The sequence below is a fragment of the Streptomyces sp. NPDC127097 genome (assembly GCF_042724075.1).
GTDB lineage: Bacteria > Actinomycetota > Actinomycetes > Streptomycetales > Streptomycetaceae > Streptomyces.
The window spans coordinates 45,671-67,558 of record NZ_JBHXFI010000022.1; the positions used below are offsets into that span (position 1 = coordinate 45,671).

23 protein-coding genes are annotated in these 21,888 nt (G+C 72.1%); 9 read left to right on the forward strand and 14 right to left on the reverse strand.

Annotated elements, in window-relative coordinates:
* Position 1: 1 nt before the first annotated feature.
* Positions 2–610, reverse strand: coding sequence for an iron transporter (locus ACFWJW_RS18700; protein ID WP_387242079.1), 609 nt, complete (start codon positions 608–610; stop codon positions 2–4).
* Positions 611–862: 252 nt separating this feature from the next.
* Here ACFWJW_RS18700 and ACFWJW_RS18705 point away from each other — a divergent pair, with 252 nt between their 5' ends.
* From ACFWJW_RS18705 to ACFWJW_RS18715, 3 genes are all read left to right on the forward strand, one after another.
* Positions 863–1,273, forward strand: coding sequence for a cupredoxin domain-containing protein (locus ACFWJW_RS18705; RefSeq protein ID WP_387242081.1), 411 nt, complete (start codon positions 863–865; stop codon positions 1,271–1,273).
* A 597-nt stretch (positions 1,274–1,870) separates the two neighbouring features.
* Complete coding sequence (locus ACFWJW_RS18710; protein WP_387242084.1) at positions 1,871–2,218, forward strand: PadR family transcriptional regulator; 348 nt, start codon at positions 1,871–1,873, stop codon at positions 2,216–2,218.
* Positions 2,215–2,931 (forward strand): hypothetical protein, encoded by a 717-nt coding sequence (locus ACFWJW_RS18715; protein WP_387242087.1) that lies wholly within the window; start codon positions 2,215–2,217, stop codon positions 2,929–2,931. The genes ACFWJW_RS18710 and ACFWJW_RS18715 overlap by 4 nt, the downstream gene beginning before the upstream one ends.
* A gap of 59 nt (positions 2,932–2,990) precedes the next feature.
* Here the strand turns inward: ACFWJW_RS18715 and ACFWJW_RS18720 are convergent, their stop codons facing one another.
* Together ACFWJW_RS18720 and ACFWJW_RS18725 are read right to left on the reverse strand one after the other, a co-directional pair.
* A complete protein-coding gene (locus ACFWJW_RS18720) occupies positions 2,991–3,515 on the reverse strand; it encodes a hypothetical protein (protein WP_387242090.1) in 525 nt (174 codons plus the stop codon).
* A 298-nt stretch (positions 3,516–3,813) separates the two neighbouring features.
* Complete coding sequence (locus tag ACFWJW_RS18725) at positions 3,814–5,064, reverse strand: FAD-dependent monooxygenase (protein WP_387242093.1); 1,251 nt, start codon at positions 5,062–5,064, stop codon at positions 3,814–3,816.
* 105 nt (positions 5,065–5,169) lie between these two features.
* On the opposite strand from ACFWJW_RS18725, the gene ACFWJW_RS18730 reads away from it, so the two are divergent.
* From ACFWJW_RS18730 to ACFWJW_RS18740, 3 genes are all read left to right on the forward strand, one after another.
* Complete coding sequence (locus ACFWJW_RS18730; protein WP_387242096.1) at positions 5,170–5,790, forward strand: PadR family transcriptional regulator; 621 nt, start codon at positions 5,170–5,172, stop codon at positions 5,788–5,790.
* Positions 5,791–5,976: 186 nt separating this feature from the next.
* Complete coding sequence (locus ACFWJW_RS18735) at positions 5,977–6,297, forward strand: DMT family transporter (protein ID WP_387242099.1); 321 nt, start codon at positions 5,977–5,979, stop codon at positions 6,295–6,297.
* 2 nt (positions 6,298–6,299) lie between these two features.
* Positions 6,300–6,749: a DMT family transporter gene (locus tag ACFWJW_RS18740; protein WP_387242102.1), complete on the forward strand. Its 450-nt coding sequence runs from the start codon at positions 6,300–6,302 to the stop codon at positions 6,747–6,749.
* A gap of 117 nt (positions 6,750–6,866) precedes the next feature.
* On the opposite strand, the gene ACFWJW_RS18745 is transcribed toward ACFWJW_RS18740, so the two are convergent.
* Positions 6,867–7,295: a nuclear transport factor 2 family protein gene (locus tag ACFWJW_RS18745; protein WP_387242105.1), complete on the reverse strand. Its 429-nt coding sequence runs from the start codon at positions 7,293–7,295 to the stop codon at positions 6,867–6,869.
* A gap of 557 nt (positions 7,296–7,852) precedes the next feature.
* On the opposite strand from ACFWJW_RS18745, the gene ACFWJW_RS18750 reads away from it, so the two are divergent.
* Positions 7,853–8,638: a hypothetical protein gene (locus ACFWJW_RS18750; RefSeq protein ID WP_387242108.1), complete on the forward strand. Its 786-nt coding sequence runs from the start codon at positions 7,853–7,855 to the stop codon at positions 8,636–8,638.
* 294 nt (positions 8,639–8,932) lie between these two features.
* Here ACFWJW_RS18750 and ACFWJW_RS18755 read toward each other — a convergent pair whose 3' ends face one another.
* From ACFWJW_RS18755 to ACFWJW_RS18785, 7 genes are all read right to left on the reverse strand, one after another.
* On the reverse strand, positions 8,933–10,582 hold the full coding sequence (locus ACFWJW_RS18755; protein ID WP_387242111.1) for a protein kinase: 1,650 nt from the start codon (positions 10,580–10,582) through the stop codon (positions 8,933–8,935).
* Positions 10,583–10,770: 188 nt separating this feature from the next.
* Positions 10,771–11,001 (reverse strand): ferredoxin, encoded by a 231-nt coding sequence (locus tag ACFWJW_RS18760; RefSeq protein WP_387242114.1) that lies wholly within the window; start codon positions 10,999–11,001, stop codon positions 10,771–10,773.
* Positions 11,002–11,005: 4 nt separating this feature from the next.
* Positions 11,006–12,340, reverse strand: coding sequence for a cytochrome P450 (locus tag ACFWJW_RS18765; RefSeq protein ID WP_387242117.1), 1,335 nt, complete (start codon positions 12,338–12,340; stop codon positions 11,006–11,008).
* Between the two features lie 173 nt (positions 12,341–12,513).
* On the reverse strand, positions 12,514–13,305 hold the full coding sequence (locus ACFWJW_RS18770; protein ID WP_387242120.1) for an ABC transporter permease: 792 nt from the start codon (positions 13,303–13,305) through the stop codon (positions 12,514–12,516).
* Entirely contained in the window at positions 13,302–14,291 is a 990-nt protein-coding gene (locus ACFWJW_RS18775; protein ID WP_387242123.1) for an ATP-binding cassette domain-containing protein, read from the reverse strand. The genes ACFWJW_RS18770 and ACFWJW_RS18775 overlap by 4 nt, the downstream gene beginning before the upstream one ends.
* 63 nt (positions 14,292–14,354) lie before the next feature.
* On the reverse strand, positions 14,355–15,191 hold the full coding sequence (locus ACFWJW_RS18780; RefSeq protein ID WP_387242126.1) for a DUF4097 domain-containing protein: 837 nt from the start codon (positions 15,189–15,191) through the stop codon (positions 14,355–14,357).
* 122 nt (positions 15,192–15,313) lie between these two features.
* Positions 15,314–15,853: a hypothetical protein gene (locus tag ACFWJW_RS18785; RefSeq protein ID WP_387242129.1), complete on the reverse strand. Its 540-nt coding sequence runs from the start codon at positions 15,851–15,853 to the stop codon at positions 15,314–15,316.
* Positions 15,854–16,189: 336 nt separating this feature from the next.
* Between ACFWJW_RS18785 and ACFWJW_RS18790 the strand changes: the two genes are divergently transcribed.
* Positions 16,190–17,707, forward strand: coding sequence for a protein kinase (locus ACFWJW_RS18790; protein WP_387242132.1), 1,518 nt, complete (start codon positions 16,190–16,192; stop codon positions 17,705–17,707).
* Positions 17,708–17,740: 33 nt separating this feature from the next.
* Here ACFWJW_RS18790 and ACFWJW_RS18795 read toward each other — a convergent pair whose 3' ends face one another.
* The 3 genes from ACFWJW_RS18795 to ACFWJW_RS18805 all read right to left on the reverse strand — a co-directional run bounded on the left by ACFWJW_RS18795 (position 17,741) and on the right by ACFWJW_RS18805 (position 21,366).
* The gene (locus ACFWJW_RS18795; RefSeq protein WP_387242136.1) at positions 17,741–19,246 is read right to left on the reverse strand and encodes an alpha/beta hydrolase; all 1,506 of its coding nucleotides are present in this window, start codon (positions 19,244–19,246) and stop codon (positions 17,741–17,743) included.
* A 127-nt stretch (positions 19,247–19,373) separates the two neighbouring features.
* A complete protein-coding gene (locus ACFWJW_RS18800) occupies positions 19,374–20,111 on the reverse strand; it encodes a PP2C family protein-serine/threonine phosphatase (RefSeq protein WP_387242140.1) in 738 nt (245 codons plus the stop codon).
* Between the two features lie 124 nt (positions 20,112–20,235).
* On the reverse strand, positions 20,236–21,366 hold the full coding sequence (locus ACFWJW_RS18805; protein ID WP_387242144.1) for a site-2 protease family protein: 1,131 nt from the start codon (positions 21,364–21,366) through the stop codon (positions 20,236–20,238).
* A 202-nt stretch (positions 21,367–21,568) separates the two neighbouring features.
* On the opposite strand from ACFWJW_RS18805, the gene ACFWJW_RS18810 reads away from it, so the two are divergent.
* The gene (locus ACFWJW_RS18810; RefSeq protein WP_387242283.1) at positions 21,569–21,856 is read left to right on the forward strand and encodes a hypothetical protein; all 288 of its coding nucleotides are present in this window, start codon (positions 21,569–21,571) and stop codon (positions 21,854–21,856) included.
* Positions 21,857–21,888 lie beyond the last annotated feature (32 nt).

Genomic DNA, 21,888 nt, shown 5'->3' on the forward strand with positions numbered 1-21,888 from the left:
GTCAGCTCGCCGCCTCGAGTTCCACGTCGCGGAACGTGGCGGTGGTCTTCTCGCTGAGCGCGGGCTTCTCACCGCTGGCGCCGTGCCGCAGGAACGTCGGCGGCTGAAGCGTGGCACGCAGGGTGTACTTGCCGGCCTTGGGGATGGAGAAGTTGTTGGCGTAGTGGAAGAACTCCGCGTAGTAGAAGTTCAGGTCCTGCGCCTGGACGACCTTGCCCTTGCTGTCGATGACCTCGAGGCGGATCGGCACGTCAGGGACGATGCGGCCGGTCTTCGCCTCCCTCGGGATGATCTCGATGTGGTGGGTCTCGTCCTTGGCCGGGGCACGGCTGACCAGCTTCCCGTGCCCACCGTGCTCGGAGTGGAACCAGGGCTCGGCCGCCTCGACGATGTAGCCGATGCGGTAGTCGCCGGCGCGGGCCTCACCGCCGTTGGCCGCGATCTCCGCCTTCAGCACGGCGTGCTGGTGCGCCACACCGGCCGGGGCGGTCTCCTTGGCCTGCCCCTTGGCGGGGCTTTTGCCGGAATCGGCGCCACCACAGGCGGTGAGGGCGAGGGCGAGCGGGACGGCCAGAGAGAGCGAACGCAGCGGGATACGGAACCCGGGCATGGCTGAAAACCTTCGATCGGAAGTAAGGTGAGGCGAACCTAAGTGGCTGCTGTGTGCGCGTCAAGCCCGTTCATCAATGCGGGCACATGCCGCATAACGGGCATCGTGGAGGCGTTGCTCCTGTTCCAGGGGAAGTTGAAATGCCGTCAGCAGCGCTGAGGTTCAGTGCAATGGTCAATATCTGGACAGGCAGGCGCACTGCCCACCTACACTGCGCCCGCTTCGTTCCCCCGTCTCGCACCAGGAGCCGTCATGCCCTCTCGCCTGACCCGGACCGCCACCATGACCCTGCTCACCGTGAGCCCGCTCGCCCTGCTGGCCGCCTGCGCCGAGAAGAGCAGCGGCGACGGCAGCGATGCGAAATCGGGAGCCATCACGGTCCGGGCCACCGATGACGCCTGCAAGCTCTCCCGTACGTCCGCACCGGCGGGGCCGGTCTCGTTCAAGGTCGTCAACGAGGGCAGCCGGATCACCGAGTTCTACCTCTTCACCCCGGAGGGCAAGGTGGCCGGCGAGGTCGAGGGCATCGGCCCCGGCACGTCCCGCACCATGACCGTGAAGACCGACAAGGCCGGCACCTACGCCACGGCCTGCAAGCCCGGCATGGTCGGTGACGGCATCCGGGGCGACTTCACCGTGACGGCGAAGAAGCGGCACGGCTGACCGCGCCTGCCACGGAATACACGTAGGACCGGGAACGGCCGGAGTCCGGAGGCGGGTAGGCCCGGGAACCACCGGAATTCGGAGGCGGGGAAAGCGGCGGGGAAAACGGTCACGGCCAGGGTGGCCACCCCCCACAGGAGTCACCCTGGCCGTGATCGCGTCGCAGGGCGCTCACGCGCCCGTATGCGGTTCTGCGTCGCAGGACGCCGTCGCGTTACCCGGCCGATCGATACGTCCGGTGCGCGGGGTCATGTGCGGCAACGTGCAGGGGAGCGGCCAGAGGTGCAACTCCAGCTGCACAACTGCCCGTTCCACCCCCTGGCGGCCAAGGCCCCCGACCTCGTGTGCGGTATGAACCACGCCTTCGTCACCGGCTACCTGGAGGGCCTGGAGGTCAGCAGCGTGGAAGCGACGCTCGCCCCACGCCCCCGGGGAGTGCTGCGTCCAGCTGGGCCCGGCCAAGGCGTGAGGCGCGGCCTCACCGGCGTCACCACCCGACCCACGCCGGCGCCGCCTTGCACCGCACTAGCTTGCACCGCACTAGCTTGTAGTGCACTAGCTTGTAGTGCACGACTCTTGCTGTGTAAGGTACTGGCCATGGAAGAGACGTCCGCCCCCCGCGCCCAGTGGCTGCGAGGGGTACTGGATATGTGCCTGCTGGCACTGATGGCGGAGGGCCCGGTCTACGGCTACGAGATGACCGTCCGGCTCGCCAAGGCCGGGCTCGACGTCGCGGACGGCTCGATCTACCCGGCGCTGGCGCGCCTGCGCAAACGCGAGCTGGTCACGGTCGAGCGCCGCAGCGGGGGCGGGGGCCCCGCCCGCACCTACTACATGCCCAGCGAAGCGGGGCTGCGGATGCTCCGCTCATCGAGCCGCGACTGGGGCGAATTCGCGGCCAGCATCCACACCATCATCGGCCCACCGGCGCCGGAGGAATCATGACACTGACGGTCGACGACGCGATACACACGGCCACGGAGACCTGGCACCGCCTCGGCGTCGAGCAGGCGACGGCCGAGGAGATGGCCGAGGAGCTGGCCGCCGACCTGACCGCCGCCTCCTCGGACGGCCGGTCGGTCGCCGACTACATCGGTGGGGACGTCAAGGCGCTGGCCACCTCATGGGCGGCCGAACGCGGTCTGCTGCCGGTGCGCCGGCATCTGAAGGAGACCGCCGTCGCGGCGGCCCAGGGCGCCGCCCTGCCTGCCCTCGCCGCCCTCGTCCTTTGGTATGTGTACTGGTCCCACCTGCTGGACCCCAGCGGCGAATCCGTCGTCACCACGCTCGACGGACAGGTGGTGCGGGAGGTGCGCCGGTTCTCCGATCCCGGCGTTCCCTTGATGTGGGTGGGCCTGCCCGTGTGCGTGCTGGCCGCCTTCTTCTTGATCCGGCGCGCCGTGCGCGGGACGCTCCAGTACCATCACGCCTCCGCGGTCGACGCGACCGTGCAGGCCCTGACCAAGGCTCTGCCCGTCATCCTCGGGGCAGCGGCCGTAGTGGCCGTCGCGCTCGGCTACTTCGCCGACCTCGTGATCGGGAACTACCAGCTCCTCTTCACCGCCCCCATGGCACTGGCCGGAATGATCGGCGCCGTCGCAGCCGGCGCCGCCTGGGTCCGCAGCCGCACCTGCCCGCCCGTGACTGCCGGGAGTTGAACCCCGGCGCTCAGGGGACACGGGGCGGGCTGCGTCCCCTGAGCCGGGCGGAAGCACCGTCAGAGGCGTCGCAGCCAGGCGGCTGCGCCATGGCCGACGGCGAGGTAAATCAGCGCGGGGAGACCGTAGTTGAAGAAGACCCGCAGCCCTTCCGTCTCCATCATGAAGATGTCCTGCGACCAGCCGGCGAGCCAGTCGGCCATGCCGTGCACGAAGTCGACGAAGACATTCGCGTGATTCGCTTCGAGCAGATACAGCAGGATCCACAGCCCGAGAAATCCCGCGGCAATATCCGCGAGGCTGTGAATGATCAGGGCGAGTCGATCCGCGCCGGCACCTTTTTGGTTTCCTCGCCCACTTCCCCTGCTGGTGTGGGGGGTTGGCGGAGGAGCGGCGTGGTACGGATCGGCCGGCCCGGGAGGGTACGGCGAGGAGGAATTGCCGGGAGCCGGAGGGTGCGCTCCGACATTCGGTAGCGGAGCCGTATCGCCGCCATTCGGCGAGTGTGATCCGCCGTAGTAGGGAGAGTTCGCACCGGAGCCGTAGGGACGATTTTGCGGTGTGCCGTCATTGAGGTAACTCACGGTGCCGCACATTTCCCGTCGGGCGATTCCAAAACTCCCTTCACCGCTCATTCACATCGTTGTCCTCGGTCCGCCACGTCGCAGCCGGCAGGCCGATGGCACAGGCGACCGGCTGGGGCCGCCCGTGCCACGCGCGGCGCCTTGAAACGGGGGGACCGAATCATCAAGGCACCGCGCGACCGAAAACGATCGGCACCACCCACTGCGGCAGGCGGCCCGAAAGTGTCACACCCGGCAGCGGCCCCGGGCGGTGGCCTCCCGCGGCAGGAAATTCACGAGGAATTGCCCGGCCACACAGCTAATGGCACGAAGTCGTCGCGGATGAGGCATCCGATGGGCGAGACGACGGTGACGAGGAAACGGCCGTCACCTTCGCCTCCCACGCAATGCGGTGGAAGTGGAGCGGGCGGAGAAACTCCTCGGGGCTGGGGAACGCCGGCGCGGGCGCGTCGCTCTTGCCGGACTTGACCTTGTTCACGGCCGCGGCGTTGCGGCCGATCGCCTCCACCCGCGGGCGGCGCAGACTTTCGTAAGCGGCGAACGCCTCGGCCGGCGAGGGCAGATCGCGCAGGCAGCGGGCCAGTTCGACCGCGCTCTCGATGGCGAGTGAGGCGCCTTGTCCGGAGCTGGAGGACGGGGCGTGTGCCGAGTCCCCGACCAGCACCATCCGGCCGCGGTACCAGTGCGGTACGGACGGCATGCGCTCCATCCGGCCGACCACCATCAGGTCGTCGGGGCCGGTGTGCCGCAACAGCCGCTCGCCCGGGACATGGCCGGTGTACAGATCACGCAGCCGGCTCAGCCACTCGGCGTGGGACACTCGCGCCAGGTCGGCCGGGCTCGGCGGGGTGTCCGTGGGCAGACCCGCGAACCAGATCATCCGCCCGTCCGGGCCCTGCCAGTAGCCCATGAAGGCGCGGCCGAACGCGAAGTACATGGTGCCCGGTTCGGCCCCGGCCGCGCCGCCCACCGTCGCGTAGCCGCCGAAGCTCAGCACGCCGCCGTACTCGGGACCGGGTGCCTGCGGGTCGATCACGGTGCGGACGGTGGAGCGGATGCCGTCGGCACCGATCAGGATGTCGGCGGTCGCGGAGGTCCCGTCGGCGAAATGGGCGGTGACGCCCTCGGGGGTCTCCTCGGCGGCGACCAGCCGCTTGCCGTACGCGAACCGGACCCCCGCGGTGACCGCGTGGTCGGTCAGCGCACGGAACAGCCGCTCGCGCGGCAGCGTCAGCGTGGCGGGCAGCTCCGGGAAGCCGCCGAAGCCGGCGAGCTGACGGCCGGCGCCGTCCGCCATCACCATGCCGGGCACCGGCTGCCCGAGGGCCCGCACCGCCGCGTCGGCACCGACCGTCGCCAGCGCCGCCTGACCGTTCGGCGCCAGCCCCAGCCAGGCCCCGACGCCGTCCGCCGCGCTGGGGTACGCCTCGTGGACCGTCGCCGCGATGCCCGCCTTGCGCAGGGCGAGCGCCGTGACCGGGCCCGCCACACCTCCCCCGATGACCAGTGCCGTCCGTACGCCGGAGCCGTGGCCGCGGTTGTCGCTCATAACCCCTCCCGTGGGTCATGTGGATGCGTCGTGTGAACGCGGCATCCATAGTGACAAGGAAACTAGTCTCAATGCAACTAGTTACCCATTGCCTACGATGCCTGCATGACCGCCTCCGTGAAGAGCTCGCCGCTGGGACTGGCCGTGCTGACGCTGCTGCACTCCCGGCCGCTGCACCCCTACGGCATCCAGCAACTGCTCAAGCAGTGGGGCAAGGAGCAGGTCGTCAACGTCGGCCAGCGGGCCGGGCTGTACCGCACCATCGAGCGGCTCCAGGCCGGCGGGCTGATCACCGTCCGGCAGACCGAGCGCGACCAGCAGTACCCCGAGCGGACCGTCTACGAGGTCACCGAGGAGGGCCGGGCGGTCACCCGGGAGTGGCTGGAGCAGATGCTGGCGGTGCCCAGGGCGGAGTTCCCCGTTTTCCCGGCGGCGCTGTCGAACATGCTGCTGCTCAGCCCGGACGAGGTGGCACCGATCCTGGAACGGCGGGCCGCGCGACTCGCCGACGGACGCGCCGAGATGGAGCGCCAGTCCGCCGAGGCGCCCACCGGGCTGCCCCGCATCACGCTGATCGAGAACGAGTACCGGCTAGCCCTCCTCGACGCCGAGGAGCGCTGGCTTCAGGGCGTGCTCCGCGATCTGCGGGACGGCAGCCTGACCTGGTCCCCGGAGATGCTCGCGGCGTTCCAGGAGGCGTCCGCACCGGGTTCGGCCGCGAGTTGACGGGGGCGCGGACGGGCGGCCGGCTTCGTCGGGGTCGCTGAAAGCGGGCGCCCCGGCTCCCGGCCCGGGCGGAGGTGCGCGACCGCCGGCCGCATGGCGCCACCCGGATGGAATTCCTCAAGGACCACGGCGCGCATGACGACGTCCCCTTCGACGCCTATCGGATGGAGAGGACGTTCTTCCACCATGGCCTGGATCTACTTGGCCCTCGCGGTCGTCTTCGAGATCATCTTCGCGCTCGGCGCGAGCGCCTCGCACGGCTTCACCAAGCTGAAGGTGTCCCTGATCACCGTGGCCGGCGTCGTGGGCGGCATCTGCTTCATCAGCCTTGCCCTCAAGACTCTGGACGTCGGGGTCGGCTATCCGATCTGGACCGGGCTCGGGGCAGTCGGCACGGTGGTTTTCGGCGCACTGCTCTTCAAGGAGAAGATCACGCCGGCCAAGGTGGTCTGCTTCGTCGCCATCATCGGCGGGGTCGTCGGGCTCAAGTCGCTCGCGGGGGCGTGACGATGACCAGGGAGAACACCGGCGCAGAGCAGCAGCAGAGTCTCGCGGTCGCCTGGGCCTGGCTGTTGGTCGCCGCCGTCTTCGAGGTGATCTTCGCGCTCGGCTCGGCCGCGAACGGCGGCTTCACCAAACCGGTGCCGTCCGTCATCACCGTCGTGGCGGGCGGCGGCGGGGTCTATCTGCTCAGCCTCGCCTTGAAGACCATCGATGTCGGCATCGGCTACACCGTCTGGACGGGCATCGGCACCGTCGGCTCCGTCCTGTTCGCCGCGCTGCTCTACGGCGAACGGATCACGTTCGGCAAGGTGCTCTGTTTCCTCGCGATCATCGGCGGCGTGGTCGGGCTCCATCTGACCTCCGAGAAGCCGAAGGAGGACGACACCTCCGACGCCACCGGGTCCGCCGGCGACGAAGGGCCGGAGTCGGCGGTCGCACCCAAGTCGGCGTCGTAGCCCGGGGCACCTCTCGCTCACAGGCGTCGCCCACTACGGAGCCAGGGGCGCCGGCAGTTGAGGGACTCGGGCACCACCTCCCCGGCCGCGGAAGGTGGTGCCGTGGCGGCCCCGGCGTTACAGGTGGTCGCCCCAGCCTCCTTGGACCATGGTCTGGAAGGCCCACTCGCCGTCCCGCCTGACCAGGATGTCGGCGTAGCGCAGCTGCCGGGTCTCGCCGCCCGTCGTCATGGCCGAGTCCGAGAACACCACGGCCAGGGCGGGCGAGAGGAAGACGGGCGTCCGCGTGGACTCGAAACTGATGTCCTCGCTTCCGTCGCCCATGACCTGCGTCATCGTCGCGAGGTACTGCTCGCGGTCCCACTGTGCCGACCGGGCGTTGCCGGCCGCGTCGTCACTCACCAGGTTGAGGGGGAACGCCGCCAGGTCTGCCATGCGCGGGACGTCGCGCTTCGCGCTCCGTGCGTCGTACTCCGCGAACCAGGCGTCCAGGCTCGCGCGGTCCTCGGCGGTCGGGACATAGCCGGCATCCGGCAGGAAGGTCATACGGGCTCCTCACGGTCTTCGGGTCACGTCTTCGAATCACGGTCTTCGGATCGCGCGGTCTTCGGTTGGGCAGCCGGGGTGTGGTGCGCGGGTCGAGAGCCCCGCTCCGGCCGCAAACCAGTCGTCAAGTTTGACTAGTGCGCGAGTTGTGGAGGGTATGCCCCGTCACGGTTTTAGTCAAACTTGATTAGTGCCTCTCGGCCCCGTCCGTCCGGCTGGGGTTCCGCTCCTCGCCCCGGGGGCGCGTCGTGACATGTCCGGAGTGCGGGAGGGGTCGCCCGGGAATCTGCACCGAAGCGTCACACGGTCTACGCGTCACCCTCGACGGGTGTCGTTAGCGTTACTGCCCGCTCGATCCCGCGTGCGAACTGGATCAGCTCGATCAGGTCGCCGGCGTCCCTGGCGGCGCAGCCAGCACAGAAAGATCGCTGATGGACTACTGCTCGTCGTGCCGCCGGAGTCTCAACGGGGCCCTCGTATGTCCGGGATGTGGCGATTACGCTCCGGACATAGCCCCGCCCACCCACCGTCGGCAGAGCGCGACGGCCGCCGCCGCGATGTGGGAGTCCTGGCCGCCGGAGGAAGCCCCTGCCGCGGGGCCCCGGCCGGGTCGGTCCGCCGCTGCCGCGCCGTTCGCCGGTGGCGCCTCCGGAGCCGCACCGGCGGATACGGCGGAAGCCGCTGCCGGTGCGGATGCGGATGCGCCCGGCGACGCCGAGATCCCCGCGCCCACCGGTCAGGGCCGGGCGGCCCGGCGCCGGCAGCTGGCGCGGTGGAAGAAGCACCGGCGCCGGGCCGCGGCCGCCACTGCCTTCGCGCTGGTCGGCGGCGGTCTGACCGTCAGCATGCTCCAGAACAAGCCGGCCACCAACGGCACCCACGCGTCCTCGATGCCGGAGCCGGAGAGCGTGTCCACGCCCCGGACGGAGCCCGCCGCCTCGTCGACCGACCGGTCGGACAGCCAGGCGTCCCGGCACCCCGGCGCCCGCCCCTCCCTCCCGTCCGGCCGGCATGCCCGCCGCGACGCCACCACACCGCCGCCCGCCACGACGGCCCGGCAGCCGCAGTCCGTCACCCCGTCGCACACCGCCACGCCCCCGCGCCCGGCCGCGCCCACCGAGGCCCCGCAGGACCGGGCGGCACACCCCGCCCACACCGACGCCGCGGCCCCCGCGACGAGCGCCCCGGCCGCCTCGGGTGGCTCCGGAGGGTCCGGCGGGTCCGGCAGCTCCGGCGGGGGCACCTCGCCGTCGGACACGGCGCCGACCAGCCCGTCCTCACCGGGCGCGGAGCAGTCCACGCCGACGGATGTGTGCCTGCTGGGATTGGTGTGCGTCGGCTGAGCCGACGGCTCAGGGATCGCCCGGTGCATCGGCGCAGGTAGCCGGACGGGCCGCCCCCCGCTGTCCCGTGAGAACCCCTACGGGGCGCCGGCCCGACGGCTCGACGCCACCTCGGCGGAGGCGCCGCGGGCGTTCGCCGCGCTCACTCCGCCTCGGCTCTTCATTGCCGTACGGATGCCGAGTCACTGCCGTACGGATGCCGGGCTGCAACGCAAGGCGGAGGGACCTCCCAGCGTTCGCTGGGCGAGCGCCGTAGCTGTCGTCGTGCGCCCGCCAGGGACTACGGGACAGCCCTTAGCCGACCCGCTGCCTTCCGCGGCCCCGGGAGACCGCTGCGGCCGCGGGGACGGCGCCCTCGCGGGGCTCGGTGCCGGGCGGGCCGGCTGCGCCGCCGCGCTCCGACTGCGTTGCCCGGGTGCGGGTCTTGAGCACCTGGGCGCCGATGGCGAGCGTGACGGCGAGGAGCAGGACGTAGAAGACGCCGATTTTGCGGAGATCGTCGAGGAAGAACCAGACCGAGGCCAGGGACGTGAACCAGAAGGCGATGAGCGCGAAGCCGCCGGTGTGCTCGTCCTTGTATCCGGCGGCGAGGCAGAGTGCCGAGACCACGCCCAGGACCAGGGCGATGATGACGTAGTGGGTTTCCCAGCCGATGTTGGCGCGGGCCAGCTCGGACCACACGGCCACGGCCTCCGCCACCGGGCCCCAGGCCACCGCGCAGGCGAGCCGTGCCGACCACAGCAGCAGCACCGAACCGGCGACGGCGGCGAGCAGCGCGACCCGGGAGAACTGGCCGACCTCGATCATGTCGGTCCGGGATATGACCAGGCACAGCAGACAGCCGAGCAGGGCGACCGCGCCTTCGGCCGTCGGCCGGAACACCACACGCGCCGGCCGGCGGCGGGCGGGCCGCGGCGACGGTGCGCTCCCGGCGGGCGCGGGCGGAGCCACCGCGGGGGCAGGGCCAAAGGATGGGGCGGGGCCAAGGGACGGGGTGGGGCCAAGGGACGGGGTGGGGTCCGCGGGCGGAGCGGGAGCCGCCGCCGGGGCAGGGCCCGCGGCCGCGGGATCGAGCGCGGTGGGGGTCGGGGTGGGGGCAGGGGGTGCCGGTGCGGCGTGGGGGGCCGCGGTGAGGGCCGTGCGCATGGTGTCGGCGTCCGCGAAGCGGTCCTCCCGGCGCTTGTGCAGGGCGCGGGCGATCACCGCGTCCACGGCGGGCGGGAGTTCCGGGCGGAGCCGGGAGGGCGGCACCGGTTCCGCGGCCAGATGCTGATGCATGACGGAGAACGGTGAGTCGCCGGTGTACGGGGGACGCCCCGTCAGCAGCTCATACAGCAGACAGCCCACGGCGTACAGATCGGTGCGGTGGTCGGTCTCGGCCCCGTTGATCTGCTCGGGGGCGAGATAGGCGGGGGTGCCGACCGCCACTCCCGTCCCGGTCAGCCGGGTGGCCATCTCGCTCAGCGCCTTGGCGATGCCGAAGTCGACGACCTTGACCGCGCCGGACGCGGTGAGCATCACGTTCGCGGGCTTGATGTCCCGGTGCACGATGGCGTGCCGGTGGCTGTGGTCCAGCGCCGCCAGCACCTGGCCCGTGATGTCGACGGCCTGCGCCACGGCCAGCGGGCCGTCCCTCAACACCTGGCTGAGGGTCCGGCCCGCCACGTACTCCATGACCAGATAGGGCTCGGCCGCACCGCCACCGCCGTCCTCGCCGACGTCATGAACGGTGGCCACACCGGGGTGGTTGAGCGCGGCGGCGGCATGCGCCTCCCGCTGGAAGCGGGTGCGGAACTCGGGCTGCATCGCCAGCTCGGCGGAGAGGGTCTTGACGGCGACGGTGCGGCGCAGCCGGTGGTCGACGGCGCGGTGGACCGTCCCCATCCCGCCGTGTCCGAGCTGCTCCACCAGCTCGTACCGCTGCCCCAACATCCTGTGTTCCACCGGGTTTCCTCCAGGGACCGACGATGCCAACACGCCGGAAGACGTACGGGAGGGCGGACGGGTTCCCCGCCCTGCGGCGGGACGGGGGCGGGCGATGCGGTGCGACGCGGTGCGGGCTACTGCTCGCCGGGCGGCGTGCGAGGCGGTGCGGACCACTGCTCGTCCACCGACGTGCCATGCGGTGCGGACTACCGCTCGCCCGGGGACGAACTGCCCGTGCCCTCTTGCTCGGTGACGGTCAGGGCGGCGGCCGGGCAGAGACCGGCGGCCAGCCGGGCCCCGGCGCGCTGCCCCGGTGACGGCGCGGCGGTGCGGAGCAGGACCAGGCCGTCCTCGGCATCCTGGTCGAACACCTCGGGGGCGGTCAGGGCGCACATCCCGGCGCCGATACAGCGGTCGCGGTCGATGCTCAGATGCACCGGACTACTCCTTGCCCCAGGTCACGGGGAGTTGGTACACCCCGTGGATGTTCATGGCGTCGCGCAGCGGTACGTCCTCGGGCGGGACGGCCAGCCGCAGCGTCGGGAAGCGGCGGAACAGCGCCGGGAAGGCGACCGTCATCTCCACTCGCGCCAGCTGCTGCCCCAGGCACTGGTGGGCGCCGTGGCCGAAGGCCAGATGCCCGGTCGCCTTCCGCCGGATATCGAGGGTGTCGGGGTCGGGGAACTTCAGCGGGTCGCGGTTGGCGGCCGCCACCGAGACCGTGACGGTGTCGCCGGCCCTGATCAGCCGGCCGTCCAGCTCGATGTCCTCCAGGGCCGCCCGTACGCCGGTGTGGGCGATGCTCAGGTAGCGGAGCAGTTCCTCGACCGCCTGGTCGGCGAGGCCGGGGTCGCCGCGCAGGGCGGCGGCCTGCTCGGGGTGACACAGCAGGGCGAAGGTGCCGAGCCCGAGCATGTTCGCGGTGGTGTCGAGACCGGCGGCCAGCAGGAAGCCGCCGATACCGGCGAGTTCGTCATCGGTCAGTTCGGTGGTGGTCAGATCGCTGAGCAGGTCGTCGGTGGGGTGGGCGCGCTTGGCCAACACCAGTTCGCGGACGCATTCGGTGAGCGCGGTCATGGCGGCCATCTGCGCCTCCATGCCGGCGTCCGGGCTGCTCAGCATGGCCGCGTGCGCCTGGAAGCCCGCGCGCTCGGACTCCGGGACACCGAGCAGTTCACAGATCATCAGCGCCGGTACGGGATGCGCGAACGCCTGCACCAGATCGACCACCGGCCCCTGGCGCTCCATGGCGTCGAGGTGGTCGGCGGTGATCTGCTCGACGCGCTCGGTGAGCCGGCGCATCCGGCGGACGGTGAACTTGCCGGCCAGCAGCCGCCGGTAGCGGGTGTGCTCCGGTGCGTCGATCCCGGTGAGGTCGCCGAGCGGCGCCGGGGGCAGCGGACCGGTGGGCCCGCCCGGCAGGGGGTAGCGCAGCAGCTCGTACCGGGAGCTGAAGCGGGGGTCGGCGGCGATCGCCCGGATCACGGCGTGGCCGGTGGCCAGCCAGCCCACGTGCCCGTCCGGGTAGTGCATCGGCCGCAGTGGCTGCTGCTCGCGCAGTTCCGCCAGCTCGGCGGGCGGGTCGAAGGGGCAGCCCGGGGCGCGGGTCAGCGGCAGGGTCACCGGCTCGGGGTGCGCCGCCGCTTCCTGAGCGGTCTGCTCGGTATGCCTGGTCTGCTGCCCGGCCTGCCCGGTCTGCTCGGCCTGTTCGGCCTGTTCGGTCGTGGGCGCGGACGGTGCGGATGGTGCGGTCGGTGCGGACGGTTCGTGCTGCATGGGGTCCTCCGATGAAGGATGTCGGCACGGTGAAGCGCCGGGCCGGAGTGCAGGGTGAGGTGCGCGGTGAAGAGCCGCGATGGGGTGCGCGGTGAAGAGCGCGGTGAAGAGCGTGGTCAGGTGCGTGATGAAGAGCAGTGCCGGTGCGCGGTGAGGATGGGTGGAGCGGCCGTTCAGCGGGTGGCGCTGCGGCGGAAGGCCGTACGGGCCCACAGGTAGCCGACCAGGGTGAGGCCGACGCACCAGGCCACGGCACCGATCGCGGCGCCGCCGACGCCGGTGCCCATCAGCAGGCCGCGCAGGGTCTCGATGACCGGGGTGAAGGGCTGGTACTCGGCGAACCAGCGCAGCCCGGTGGGCATGGACTCCGGGGGGACGATGGCGCTGCCGAGGAACGGCAGGAACTGCATCGGCAGGGGTATGTTGCTGGCCGTCTCGACGTTCTTGGCCACCAGGCCGATGGCGGCCGACAGCCAGGTCAGCGCCAGGGTGAGCAGCGTGAGCAGACCGGCGGCGGCGAGCCATCCGAGCGGGGTGGCGTGCGGCCGGAAGCCCATGAGGAGCGCGACCCCGATGACGAAGGCGATGCTGACCAGCGTCTGGAGCATGCTGCCGACGACATGCCCGGTCAGGAACGAGGCCCGGGATATCGCCATCGTGCGGAAGCGGTTGACGATGCCTTCGGTCATATCGGCGCAGACGCCGACCGCGGTGACCAGGGCGCCGGAGGTCGCGGCCATGAGGATGATGCCGGGGGCCACATAGTCGATGTAGTCGGCGCTGCCGCCGGTCGTCCCGCCGATACCGGTCCCCAGGGCGCCGCCGAAGACATAGGTGAAGAGCAGCAGCATCAGGACGGGCATGGCGACGACCGAGACCGTCATGGAGGGGTAGCGCAGGGCGTGCTTCAGGTTGCGCCGCAGCATCGTCCGGGCATCGCGGGCCGCGTAGGTCAGGGTGGTCATCGGGCGTTCTCCTTCGGGGAGTTGGCCTCGCTGGCGGACCGGTCGCGGCCGGTGAGGGTGAGGAAGACATCGTCGAGGTCCGGGGTGTGCACGGTCAGTTCCTCGGCGGGGACCGACGCCTGGTCCAGGGTGTCGAGGACGGCGCGGAGGGCGGGGACACTGCCGTCACCGGGGACGCGCAGGGTGAGCGCTTCGCTGTCGTGTGCGGTGGCGCCGAAGAGGGCGGCGGCCGCGTCGAGCCGGTCCGCGTCGGCGAACCGGAGGCGGATATGGCCACCGGGGATGCGTCGCTTCAGCTCGTCCGCGGTGCCTTCGGCGACCAGCTTTCCGTGGTCCAGGACGGCGATGCGGTCGGCGAGTTGATCGGCCTCTTCCAGATATTGCGTGGTCAGGAAGATGGTGACGCCGTCGTCGGCGACCAGGCTGCGGATGATCTCCCACATGGTGCGCCGGCTGCGCGGATCGAGTCCGGTGGTCGGCTCGTCGAGGAAGATCAGGCGCGGATTCCCGACCAGGGTCATCGCAAGGTCGAGCTTGCGGCGCATACCGCCCGAGAAGGTGGCGACGGGCTTGGTGGCGGCCTCGGTGAGTTCGAAGCGGCGCAGCAGTTCGGCGGCGCGCCGTCGGCCTTCGCGGCGGTCGAGATGGTGCAGGTCCGCCATGAGGAGGAGGTTCTCCCGGGCGGTGAGCAGGTTGTCCACCGCGGCGAACTGGCCGGTGACACCGATCGCGGCGCGTACGGCGTCCGCCTCGCGGACCAGATCGTGGCCGGCGACCCGTGCCTGGCCGGCGGTGGCGGGGATGAGTGTGGAGAGGATCTGCACGGTGGTGGTTTTGCCCGCGCCGTTGGGCCCGAGCAGGGCGAAGACCGTGCCTTCGGGGATGCGCAGGTCGATGCCGTCGAGCACCGCCTTGTCGCCGTAGGACTTGGATAACCCGGTGGCGTCGATCGCCGTCGCGACGGCGGTCGTGGACGTCGTGATCATGAGAGTTCCCCGTTCGCTGGATGTGATGGTGGCCGGCCACGGCGGCCGGACCCGGTCAGGAGCTCAGGAGCGGCGGATCAGGATGTCGCCGATGCTGGTGTGGGCACGTACCTCCACGGTCTCGGTGCTGTCGCCGGGGCCCTCCGCGGCGCCGAGGTCGTTGTGCACCCTGCCGAGGCCGGTGGTCACGTCCAGCCAGGCGGCGGTGGAGTCACGGATGCCGACCTCCAGATCACCGGCGGCGGCCCGGAGGGCGACCTGCCCGCGGGCCACTTCGCCGATCCGGATGGCCCCGTTGGCCGACTTGGCGTCGACTCCGGCGTGGGCGACACCCACGGAGATCAGGCCGTTGGACGCGCTCGCCCGCAGGGCGCCGGTGACCTCGCCGATCGTGGTCGCACCGTTGCCGTTCTTGACCAGCGCCGCGCCCGCGATCTCGCCGACCTCGATCCGGCCCGATCCGTAGATCTCGGCGTCGCCCGCCACGCGGTCCAGCCGGATGTCGCCGTGCTGGGTCCGCAGGTTGACGGCCTCCGCCACGTCGACCTGGAGGTCACCGAGCGAGGTCTTGAGCCGGCACTCGCCGAGCCGGCCTTCCACGGTGAAGTCCGCCATGGGCGAGGTACCCAGGACGTCCGAGCCGGTCGGCAGCTCGATGGTCACGCCGACGGAGCCGGACTTGCCGAAGAGGGAGCGCTTCTTGGGGCCCTTGACGAGCAGTTTGCCGCCGGAGCAGGTGACCTTGGTCTGCTGCGCGGCCCGTACATCGGCCTCCGCGGTGGCGTCGTTCGGCACCACCTCGACAACCGTGTCGGTGCGCTTGCTCGCGGCGATCCGGACGGAGCCGAGGTCGATCTCAACGGTGACGGAGAGCGGTTCGGGTGTGTCGAAAGCAGGCATGGCTGTGCCGTCCTCATGACTGGTGTGAGTTCCCGCCGAACGGGCGGGTGAAGGAGTGGAGGAGTGAGTGTGTGAGCGGGTGAGTGAGCGGGTGGGTGAGTCAGCGGGGGTACCGGCCGTCCCTAGCGGACCCACCCCGTGTAGCCCTGCTTGCCCCCGTAGCGGGGGCCGCGGCCGGCCGGGCGGCTGGGGGCGCCGGGCTCCAGGGCGGAGCCGACGGCCCGCACCAGCCAGGCGTTGACCGAGAGTCCTTCCTGTCCCGCGGCCTCCTCGACCCGGGCCTTGAGCGGGGCGGGAAGGCGGAAGTTGATGCGCGCGGTGCCGCCCTCGTCGGCGTCCGCAGCGGCCGCGGGCGCGACCGCCCGGGGCTCGCTCGCCGGCGCCTCGGGCAACTCCGGCCGGTCGTACGGCTCCTGGGCCGGCGGTGCGGTCACCACGAACTCGGGATCGAGCCCGCGCAGCCGCAGATCTACCGATCCCGGCGCCAGATCACGGGTGATCTCGGTCGCGGCGGAGGAGAGGGCGTTCAGCAGCGTGAGCCGGACGGCCGACTCCAGGGGGGTGGTGAGCCGCTCGGCCAGGGCGCGGGCTTCTTCTCCGCCCGTGTCCGCGGCGACCGCGAGCTCGTGCCGGAGATTGTCGACGTAGGGCGTGAGGTCCATGACGCCATCTTGGCACCATCGTGGCGCCACCGCAAGCCACTCTGGTGCATGAATGGCGCCAATGGCGCCATCGTGGCATCACGCGAGGCGCCACGCGCCTTCCGCGCACCGCCCTTCGCGCGGCGCGGGCGGTTGCCGCGGGCCGCCGCGCCCGCCGGCCCGGGCGCCGAACGAGGGCGGCTGCCACGGCAGTTGCCCGCCCGCCCGACAGCCGCGCCGGGAGGGCCCCGCCCACGGCTCCGGCACCCGGGAAACGCCGCCCCTCGGCACCCTCGAACGGGCGGGCTATGGTGCTTCCGCAGACTGTTCAACCCGGGCGGGGGAGGCGAACTCACGGTGTCCGATCTGGGACGGCTCGTAGCCGGGCGGTACCGGCTGGTGGAGCGCGTCGGCCGTGGCGGCATGGGCACGGTGTGGCGGGCCGAGGACGAGCTGCTCGGGCGGCCGGTCGCCGTGAAGAAGCTGCTGGTACCGCCGCATCTGAACGACGACGAGATCGAGACGCTCTACGAGCGCACCCGCCGCGAGGCCCGCAGCGCCGCCCGGATCACCCACCCCCATGTGATCGTGGTGCACGATGTCGTCGACGACGAGGGCCTGCCGTGCATCGTCATGGAGTACATCCCCTCGGTCACCCTGGGCGACCTGGTGAAGAGCAAGGGTGCGCTGCCGCCCGCCGAGGCGGCCCGGATCGGCCGCGGTATGGCCGCCGCGCTGCGCGCCGCCCATGACGCCGGGGTGCTGCACCGGGACGTCAAGCCCGCCAATGTGCTGCTCGGGAACGACGGGCGGATCGTCCTCACCGACTTCGGTATCGCCTTGCAGTCCGGGACGCCCTCCCTGACCCGGACCGGCGAACTGGTCGGGTCGATCCAGTACCTCGCCCCGGAGCGCCTCCGGACCAACATCGCCGAGCCCGGCCCGGCCTGTGACCTGTGGTCCCTCGGGGCGACGCTCTACCAGGCGGTCGAGGGGCGCCCCCCGTTCAGCCGGGACACCGCCATCGAGACGGCGTACGCCATCGCCGCCGAGGAGTACCCGCCCCCGCGCAACGCCGGTGACCTGGCCCCGGTGATCGCGGGTCTGCTCGTGAAGGAACCCGGGGAGCGCATGGACGCCCATGAGGCCGAGCGCCTCCTGAGCGGCCATACGACCGGCACGGGGATCCTCCTCGACGACCAGCCCACCAGGCCGCAGCGCGCCGGAACCCCCGCGGTTCCCGCCCGGAAGGGCAGGCGCGGCCGCCGCACGGCGCTGTGGAGCGCCGCGGCGATGGCGGTCGCCGCTGCCGTGACCGGCGGCGTGCTGCTGTGGCCCTGGAGCGGTGCCGATGCGACCGGCGCCACCCCGCCCAAGTCCAAGACCTCCGGCCACCGGTCGGCTCCCCGCCCCTACTCGCCCCCGCCGGTGCCCTCCGGCTACCACCTTGAGGAGCCGGGCAAGGGCTTCTCCCTGCCCGTACCGGACGGCTGGAAGCAAAAGCATCCTCCCGGCACTGACGTCGCCTACGTGGACCGGTCCGAAAAGGTGGGCCTGCGGATCAACATCGTCCCGTTCGCCGGCTCGAAGAATCCGGTCCAGCACTGGCGGGAGACCGAAGAGGACCAGACACGCCGGGACAACCCTGGCTATGAGCGGGTCCGGATGGACCCCACGACGTTCCGCGGCCTGCCAGCGGGCTACTGGGAGTTCACCTTCAACGGCACGGCACGGGAGTACCGGGCGGTGGAGGTGGCCTTCAGCAGCGCCGACGGCACCCAGTACGTGGTCTATCTGGTCGCGCCGAACGAGCAGTGGACCCGGTACCGGCCGATCTTCGACACCGCCCTCCAGGGCGTCCGGCTGCCCGCTTAGGAGCTTGTTCTCCGCATCAGCCCCGGCCGCGGCTCAGCCGGTGCAGCGGGTGTCCGTCTGCGGCCGCCGTCCCGTCGTGAGGAAGGCCGTGACGGTGCGGTCGCCGCAGACGGGGCCGTTGGCCAAGTAGGCGCCGTGGCCCCCGTGTTCGAGCGTGAGCAGCCGGGCCCGCTCGCCCAGGGAGCGGCGCATCTTCAGCGCGCCGAAGTACGGGGTGTAGGGATCCCGGCGGTTCTGGACCATCAGGATGTTGGACGGGCCGTCGGCGGTAATACGGGTGGGCGGCTCCGCCGGTGCCTGCCAGAAGCCGCAGGGCGTGATGTTGGCCGGCAACCCGGCCGTCAGCGGGTGCCGGGCGCGGTCGGCGGCCACCGCGCGCCGGTGGGCCGGGACCGACGCCGGCCAGCGCACATCGTTGCAGACGGTGGCCGTCGTGACCGCCGCGTCCTGGTCCGGCAGCGGCCCCGCGACCACGTCCGGCAGCACCGGCTCGGCGGCCGGGTCCTGGGCCTGCTGGATGAGCCGGGCGGTCTCCGCGAACAGCGCGTCGCTTTGCAGGGCGCTCTGAAGTGCCTGCCGCAGCCGGTTGCCGGTCAACGGGACGCCCGGCGTGCTGGACTCCTTCGGCTCGCGGTCCAGCTTCGCCGCCAGCGCGAGGAACAGCGGCCGGACGTCCGCGGGCCGCCGCGCCAGCCGCAGCCCCTCGCTCTCCCGTGCCGGATCCGCGGCCCAGGCCGCGAAGTCGGGGAAGCGGTCGTCCGTGCCCGCCGCCGTGTTCGCCAGCCATCCGCGCCCCACCCGGGACGGGTCGGGGTCGCCGCTGCTGTCCAGTACCCAGCGGTCGGTGTGCCGTGGGAACTTCTGCGCGTACACCGCTCCGACGTACGTCCCGTACGAGTACGCCCAGGCCGACAGCTTCTCCTCGCCCAGGGCCCGGCGGAGACGGTCGATGTCGCGCGCCTCGTTCAGGGTGGTGAAGCTGCGCAGCACGGCACCGCCATGGCGGCGGCACGCGTCGGCGATCCGCCGGGAGCGGGCGGCATTCGCATCGATCTCGCCGTCCGGCCCCGGCCAGGACCGCAGGGTCACCAAGTGCCGGTCGGCCGGGTCGAGTCCGCAGCCCGCCCGGGTGCTCCCACCGACCCCCCGCGGGTCAAAACTGACCAGGTCGTACGCCCCCGCCATCGCCTTCCGCAGCGCCGGCCCCTTCGTCGCCAGCCGTTGTACCCCGGACCCGCCCGGCCCGCCGGGGATCACCAGCAGCGTCCCCCGGCGGGCCGCGGGCCGCTCGCTGCGCACCCGGGTCACGGCGAGGCCGATCCGCGGGCCGCCCGGGTCGCGGTAGTCGAGCGGTACGGGCAGCCGGGCGCACTCCTGCCCGCGGAGGCCGCCGGGTTCGGCACAGGGCCGCCAGGTGAGGGCGGGCCCGTTGGTGCGGGGAGCATCGGCGCGGGCCACCGGGGCGGCCGCGGTCACGGTGGTGGCGACGGTGGCGACGGCGAGCGCGAGGAGGAGGGTTCGATGGGCGTAAGTCGTCATGGGGCAAGGGTGGTTGAGCGGTTTCCCGCTGCCCATCCGGCAGCCAGGAGATCCGGGGTGGGGTTAGCCCGAGGATGCCGCGCCGCGCCCTGTCCGCCATGGGGCGCTCCGGCCCGGTCCCTCCGCGCTACTCACCGATGGCGATCAGCGCCAGCGTGATGTTGTCGGGGCCGCCCGCCTCGATGGCGGACTTCCACAGTTCGAAGGCGGCCCGGCCACCGCTGTGTAGTTGCAGCACGTCGTTGAGGTCGTCCTCCGGGACGGGGTCGGTCAGCCCGTCGGTGCACACCAGGTAGCGGTCGCCCGCGGACAGCGGCGCTTCCCGGACATGCGGGGTGATGGCGCTGAAGTCCATGGTGCCGCCGAGCGCCTGGGTGACGAGCGAGGTGGTGCGCCGCCCCGGCGACAGCGGCGGGCTGTCGTCCACGCTCACCTGGCGCAGCCCGTCCGCCGTCGCGTCGAGCACCCGGCTGTCGCCGACGTTGAAGACCAGCAGCGACTCCGCCAGGACGACGGCGCCGGCGACCGTGGTGCCCATGGTGTTCAGCTCCGGGCCCCGGCCGGCCGCGTACACCGCGTCATTGCAGAGGTTCAGGGCGTCCCGGACCGCTTCCTCGGTGTCCAATGACGGGCCCAGCGCCGCCAGTTGGCGCACGGCCAGGGAGCTGGCCACTTCGCCGGCCGGCTGCCCGCCGATGCCGTCGGCGACCGCGACGACCAGCGGGTTGCCGAGCGGGAAGACCAGGGTCTGCGGGTTCTCGGTCATGGTGCCGCAGAGCGTCCAGGGGCCGGCCACCAGGCTGTCCTCGTTGTGCTCGCGGAGCAGCCCGGGGTGGCTCAGCGCGGTCACGGTGACGTACTCCATACCCCTGTCCCGTTCCGGGCCTCCGCTCCGGCAGGCCCCGTATCCCCCGGGGGCGTTCCGTACCACCATTGTGGGCGCCGACGGGCGGCGGCGCGCGCCCGCCGCGACGCCGCGGGAAGGCCGGTCAGGCGCTCTCCTTGCCGCCCAGGGTGTCGCGCTGCATCAGACGGGAGATGTCCTTCCCGGTGACGATCCCGACGAGATGCCCCGCGTCCACGACGAGGATGCGGGCGCCGGTCCGCAGGCTGAGCTTGTCCAGCGCCTCGGTCAGCAGATCGTCCGGCGCGGCGACCGCGCACTGGGACAGCGGGGTCGCGACCTCGCGCACCCGCAGCGTCTCCCGGCCGGCGGCCGGTACCGTCGCGAGCCGGCGGAGCTGCACGATGCCGCTGGGGCGGCCCTCGAAGTCGAGCAGCGGCAGCGCGGAGTACCGGGAGTGCACGGCCACCTCGTCGATGAAGCGCTGAACGGTCAGCCAGTCGGCGCCGGTGGCCACCGGACCGGACATCGCCTCGCCGACCCGGAGCCCCCGCAGCGCCCGGTGCAGGGCCGCGCGGCGCCGCTCCGCACCGGCGACGATCATGATGAAGAGCCCGACGAAGACGATCCACAGCCCGCCCGTCGCCCCGCGCAGCACCGAGATCCAGCCGGCGGCCACCAACAGCAGCCCCATGATCTGGCCGCCCCGGGAAGCCGCCAGGTCCGCACGTTCCCGGTCCCCCGTGCGCCACCACAGCACCGCCTGCACCACCCGGCCGCCGTCCAGCGGCACGGCGGGGAGCAGATTGAACACTCCCAGGAACAGATTCGCCCAGCCCAGCCAGGCCAGGACGACGGAGGGCACCGCCCAGCCGGACACCCCGTGCAGTCCGATCCCCGCCCCCAGCGCGACACCGCCGATGACCAGGCTGGTCAGCGGCCCGCTGACCGCCACCGCGAAGGCCGCCGCCGCGGTCGGCGGCCGCCCCATCCGGGTCGTCCCGCCCAGCGCCCACAGCGTCACGTCCTGCACCGAGATCTTCTTCCGCAGGGCGGTCGCGGCGTGTGCGGTCTCGTGCAACAGCAGGCTGCCCATGAGCAGCGCGGCCCCCACGACCCCGCCGACGGCGTACACGGCGTCCGAGCGGCCCGGCGTCCAGACGGGCAGGCCCTGCCGGCCGAGCCCGTACGCGAACAGGCCCACCAGCAGCGGCACGCTCCAGTGCATCCGCAGTGGTACCCCGACCACCTGTCCTACCCGGACCGAGCCGTTCATGGTCGTCTCCTGCCGGCCCGGCGCCCGGTTTCCCCGGGCAGGTCGCACCGACCCGCGCTCCGTGAACCGGCCGCCCGGCACTCACCCCAATTGTCGCTCGCGGAACCCGGGGGGAGCCCCCTTACGCTGGAAGAACGGACCGGCTCGCGGTGGGTACCGTACGGCGCGGCCGGTCGTGACCGACGAACCGCCGGAGGTCGTCATGGCGCACAGACACCACTTCCATCTGGATCAGGGTGACCACTCGATCACCGTGAACGTCGGGCCCGGCCGGTCCGGCGAGATCGAGCTCCTGGTGGACGGCAAGGTGGTCGCGTACCAGAAGGAACACCGCGCCGGAATGAACGTGCTGACCGGCGAACTCCCCGAAGTGCCCGCCCACCCCTTCCGGGTCCTGCTGCGCCAGCCGCATCTCGTCCCCTCCATGCCCCGGTGCACGCTGGAGCTGGACGGTGTGGAGCAGCCCATGCCGGAGCGGCTGGTGCTCTGAGCCCCGGTGTGCCGGCCGCCGGATGACCGGCC

Excerpts from the sequence above, each read along its gene's own strand:
- ACFWJW_RS18705 (WP_387242081.1), top strand. The coding sequence starts at position 863 with ATGCCCTCTCGCCTGACCCGGACCGCCACCATGACCCTGCTCACCGTG.
- ACFWJW_RS18700 (WP_387242079.1), bottom strand. The coding sequence starts at position 610 with ATGCCCGGGTTCCGTATCCCGCTGCGTTCGCTCTCTCTGGCCGTCCCG.
- ACFWJW_RS18770 (WP_387242120.1), bottom strand. The coding sequence starts at position 13,305 with ATGACCACCCTGACCTACGCGGCCCGCGATGCCCGGACGATGCTGCGG.
- ACFWJW_RS18730 (WP_387242096.1), top strand. The coding sequence starts at position 5,170 with ATGACCGCCTCCGTGAAGAGCTCGCCGCTGGGACTGGCCGTGCTGACG.
- ACFWJW_RS18735 (WP_387242099.1), top strand. The coding sequence starts at position 5,977 with ATGGCCTGGATCTACTTGGCCCTCGCGGTCGTCTTCGAGATCATCTTC.
- ACFWJW_RS18810 (WP_387242283.1), top strand. The coding sequence starts at position 21,569 with ATGGCGCACAGACACCACTTCCATCTGGATCAGGGTGACCACTCGATC.
- ACFWJW_RS18725 (WP_387242093.1), bottom strand. The coding sequence starts at position 5,064 with ATGAGCGACAACCGCGGCCACGGCTCCGGCGTACGGACGGCACTGGTC.
- ACFWJW_RS18780 (WP_387242126.1), bottom strand. The coding sequence starts at position 15,191 with ATGCCTGCTTTCGACACACCCGAACCGCTCTCCGTCACCGTTGAGATC.
- ACFWJW_RS18710 (WP_387242084.1), top strand. The coding sequence starts at position 1,871 with ATGGAAGAGACGTCCGCCCCCCGCGCCCAGTGGCTGCGAGGGGTACTG.
- ACFWJW_RS18750 (WP_387242108.1), top strand. The coding sequence starts at position 7,853 with ATGTGGGAGTCCTGGCCGCCGGAGGAAGCCCCTGCCGCGGGGCCCCGG.
- ACFWJW_RS18805 (WP_387242144.1), bottom strand. The coding sequence starts at position 21,366 with ATGAACGGCTCGGTCCGGGTAGGACAGGTGGTCGGGGTACCACTGCGG.
- ACFWJW_RS18795 (WP_387242136.1), bottom strand. The coding sequence starts at position 19,246 with ATGACGACTTACGCCCATCGAACCCTCCTCCTCGCGCTCGCCGTCGCC.
- ACFWJW_RS18800 (WP_387242140.1), bottom strand. The coding sequence starts at position 20,111 with ATGGAGTACGTCACCGTGACCGCGCTGAGCCACCCCGGGCTGCTCCGC.
- ACFWJW_RS18785 (WP_387242129.1), bottom strand. The coding sequence starts at position 15,853 with ATGGACCTCACGCCCTACGTCGACAATCTCCGGCACGAGCTCGCGGTC.
- ACFWJW_RS18715 (WP_387242087.1), top strand. The coding sequence starts at position 2,215 with ATGACACTGACGGTCGACGACGCGATACACACGGCCACGGAGACCTGG.
- ACFWJW_RS18740 (WP_387242102.1), top strand. The coding sequence starts at position 6,300 with ATGACCAGGGAGAACACCGGCGCAGAGCAGCAGCAGAGTCTCGCGGTC.
- ACFWJW_RS18775 (WP_387242123.1), bottom strand. The coding sequence starts at position 14,291 with ATGATCACGACGTCCACGACCGCCGTCGCGACGGCGATCGACGCCACC.
- ACFWJW_RS18765 (WP_387242117.1), bottom strand. The coding sequence starts at position 12,340 with ATGCAGCACGAACCGTCCGCACCGACCGCACCATCCGCACCGTCCGCG.
- ACFWJW_RS18745 (WP_387242105.1), bottom strand. The coding sequence starts at position 7,295 with ATGACCTTCCTGCCGGATGCCGGCTATGTCCCGACCGCCGAGGACCGC.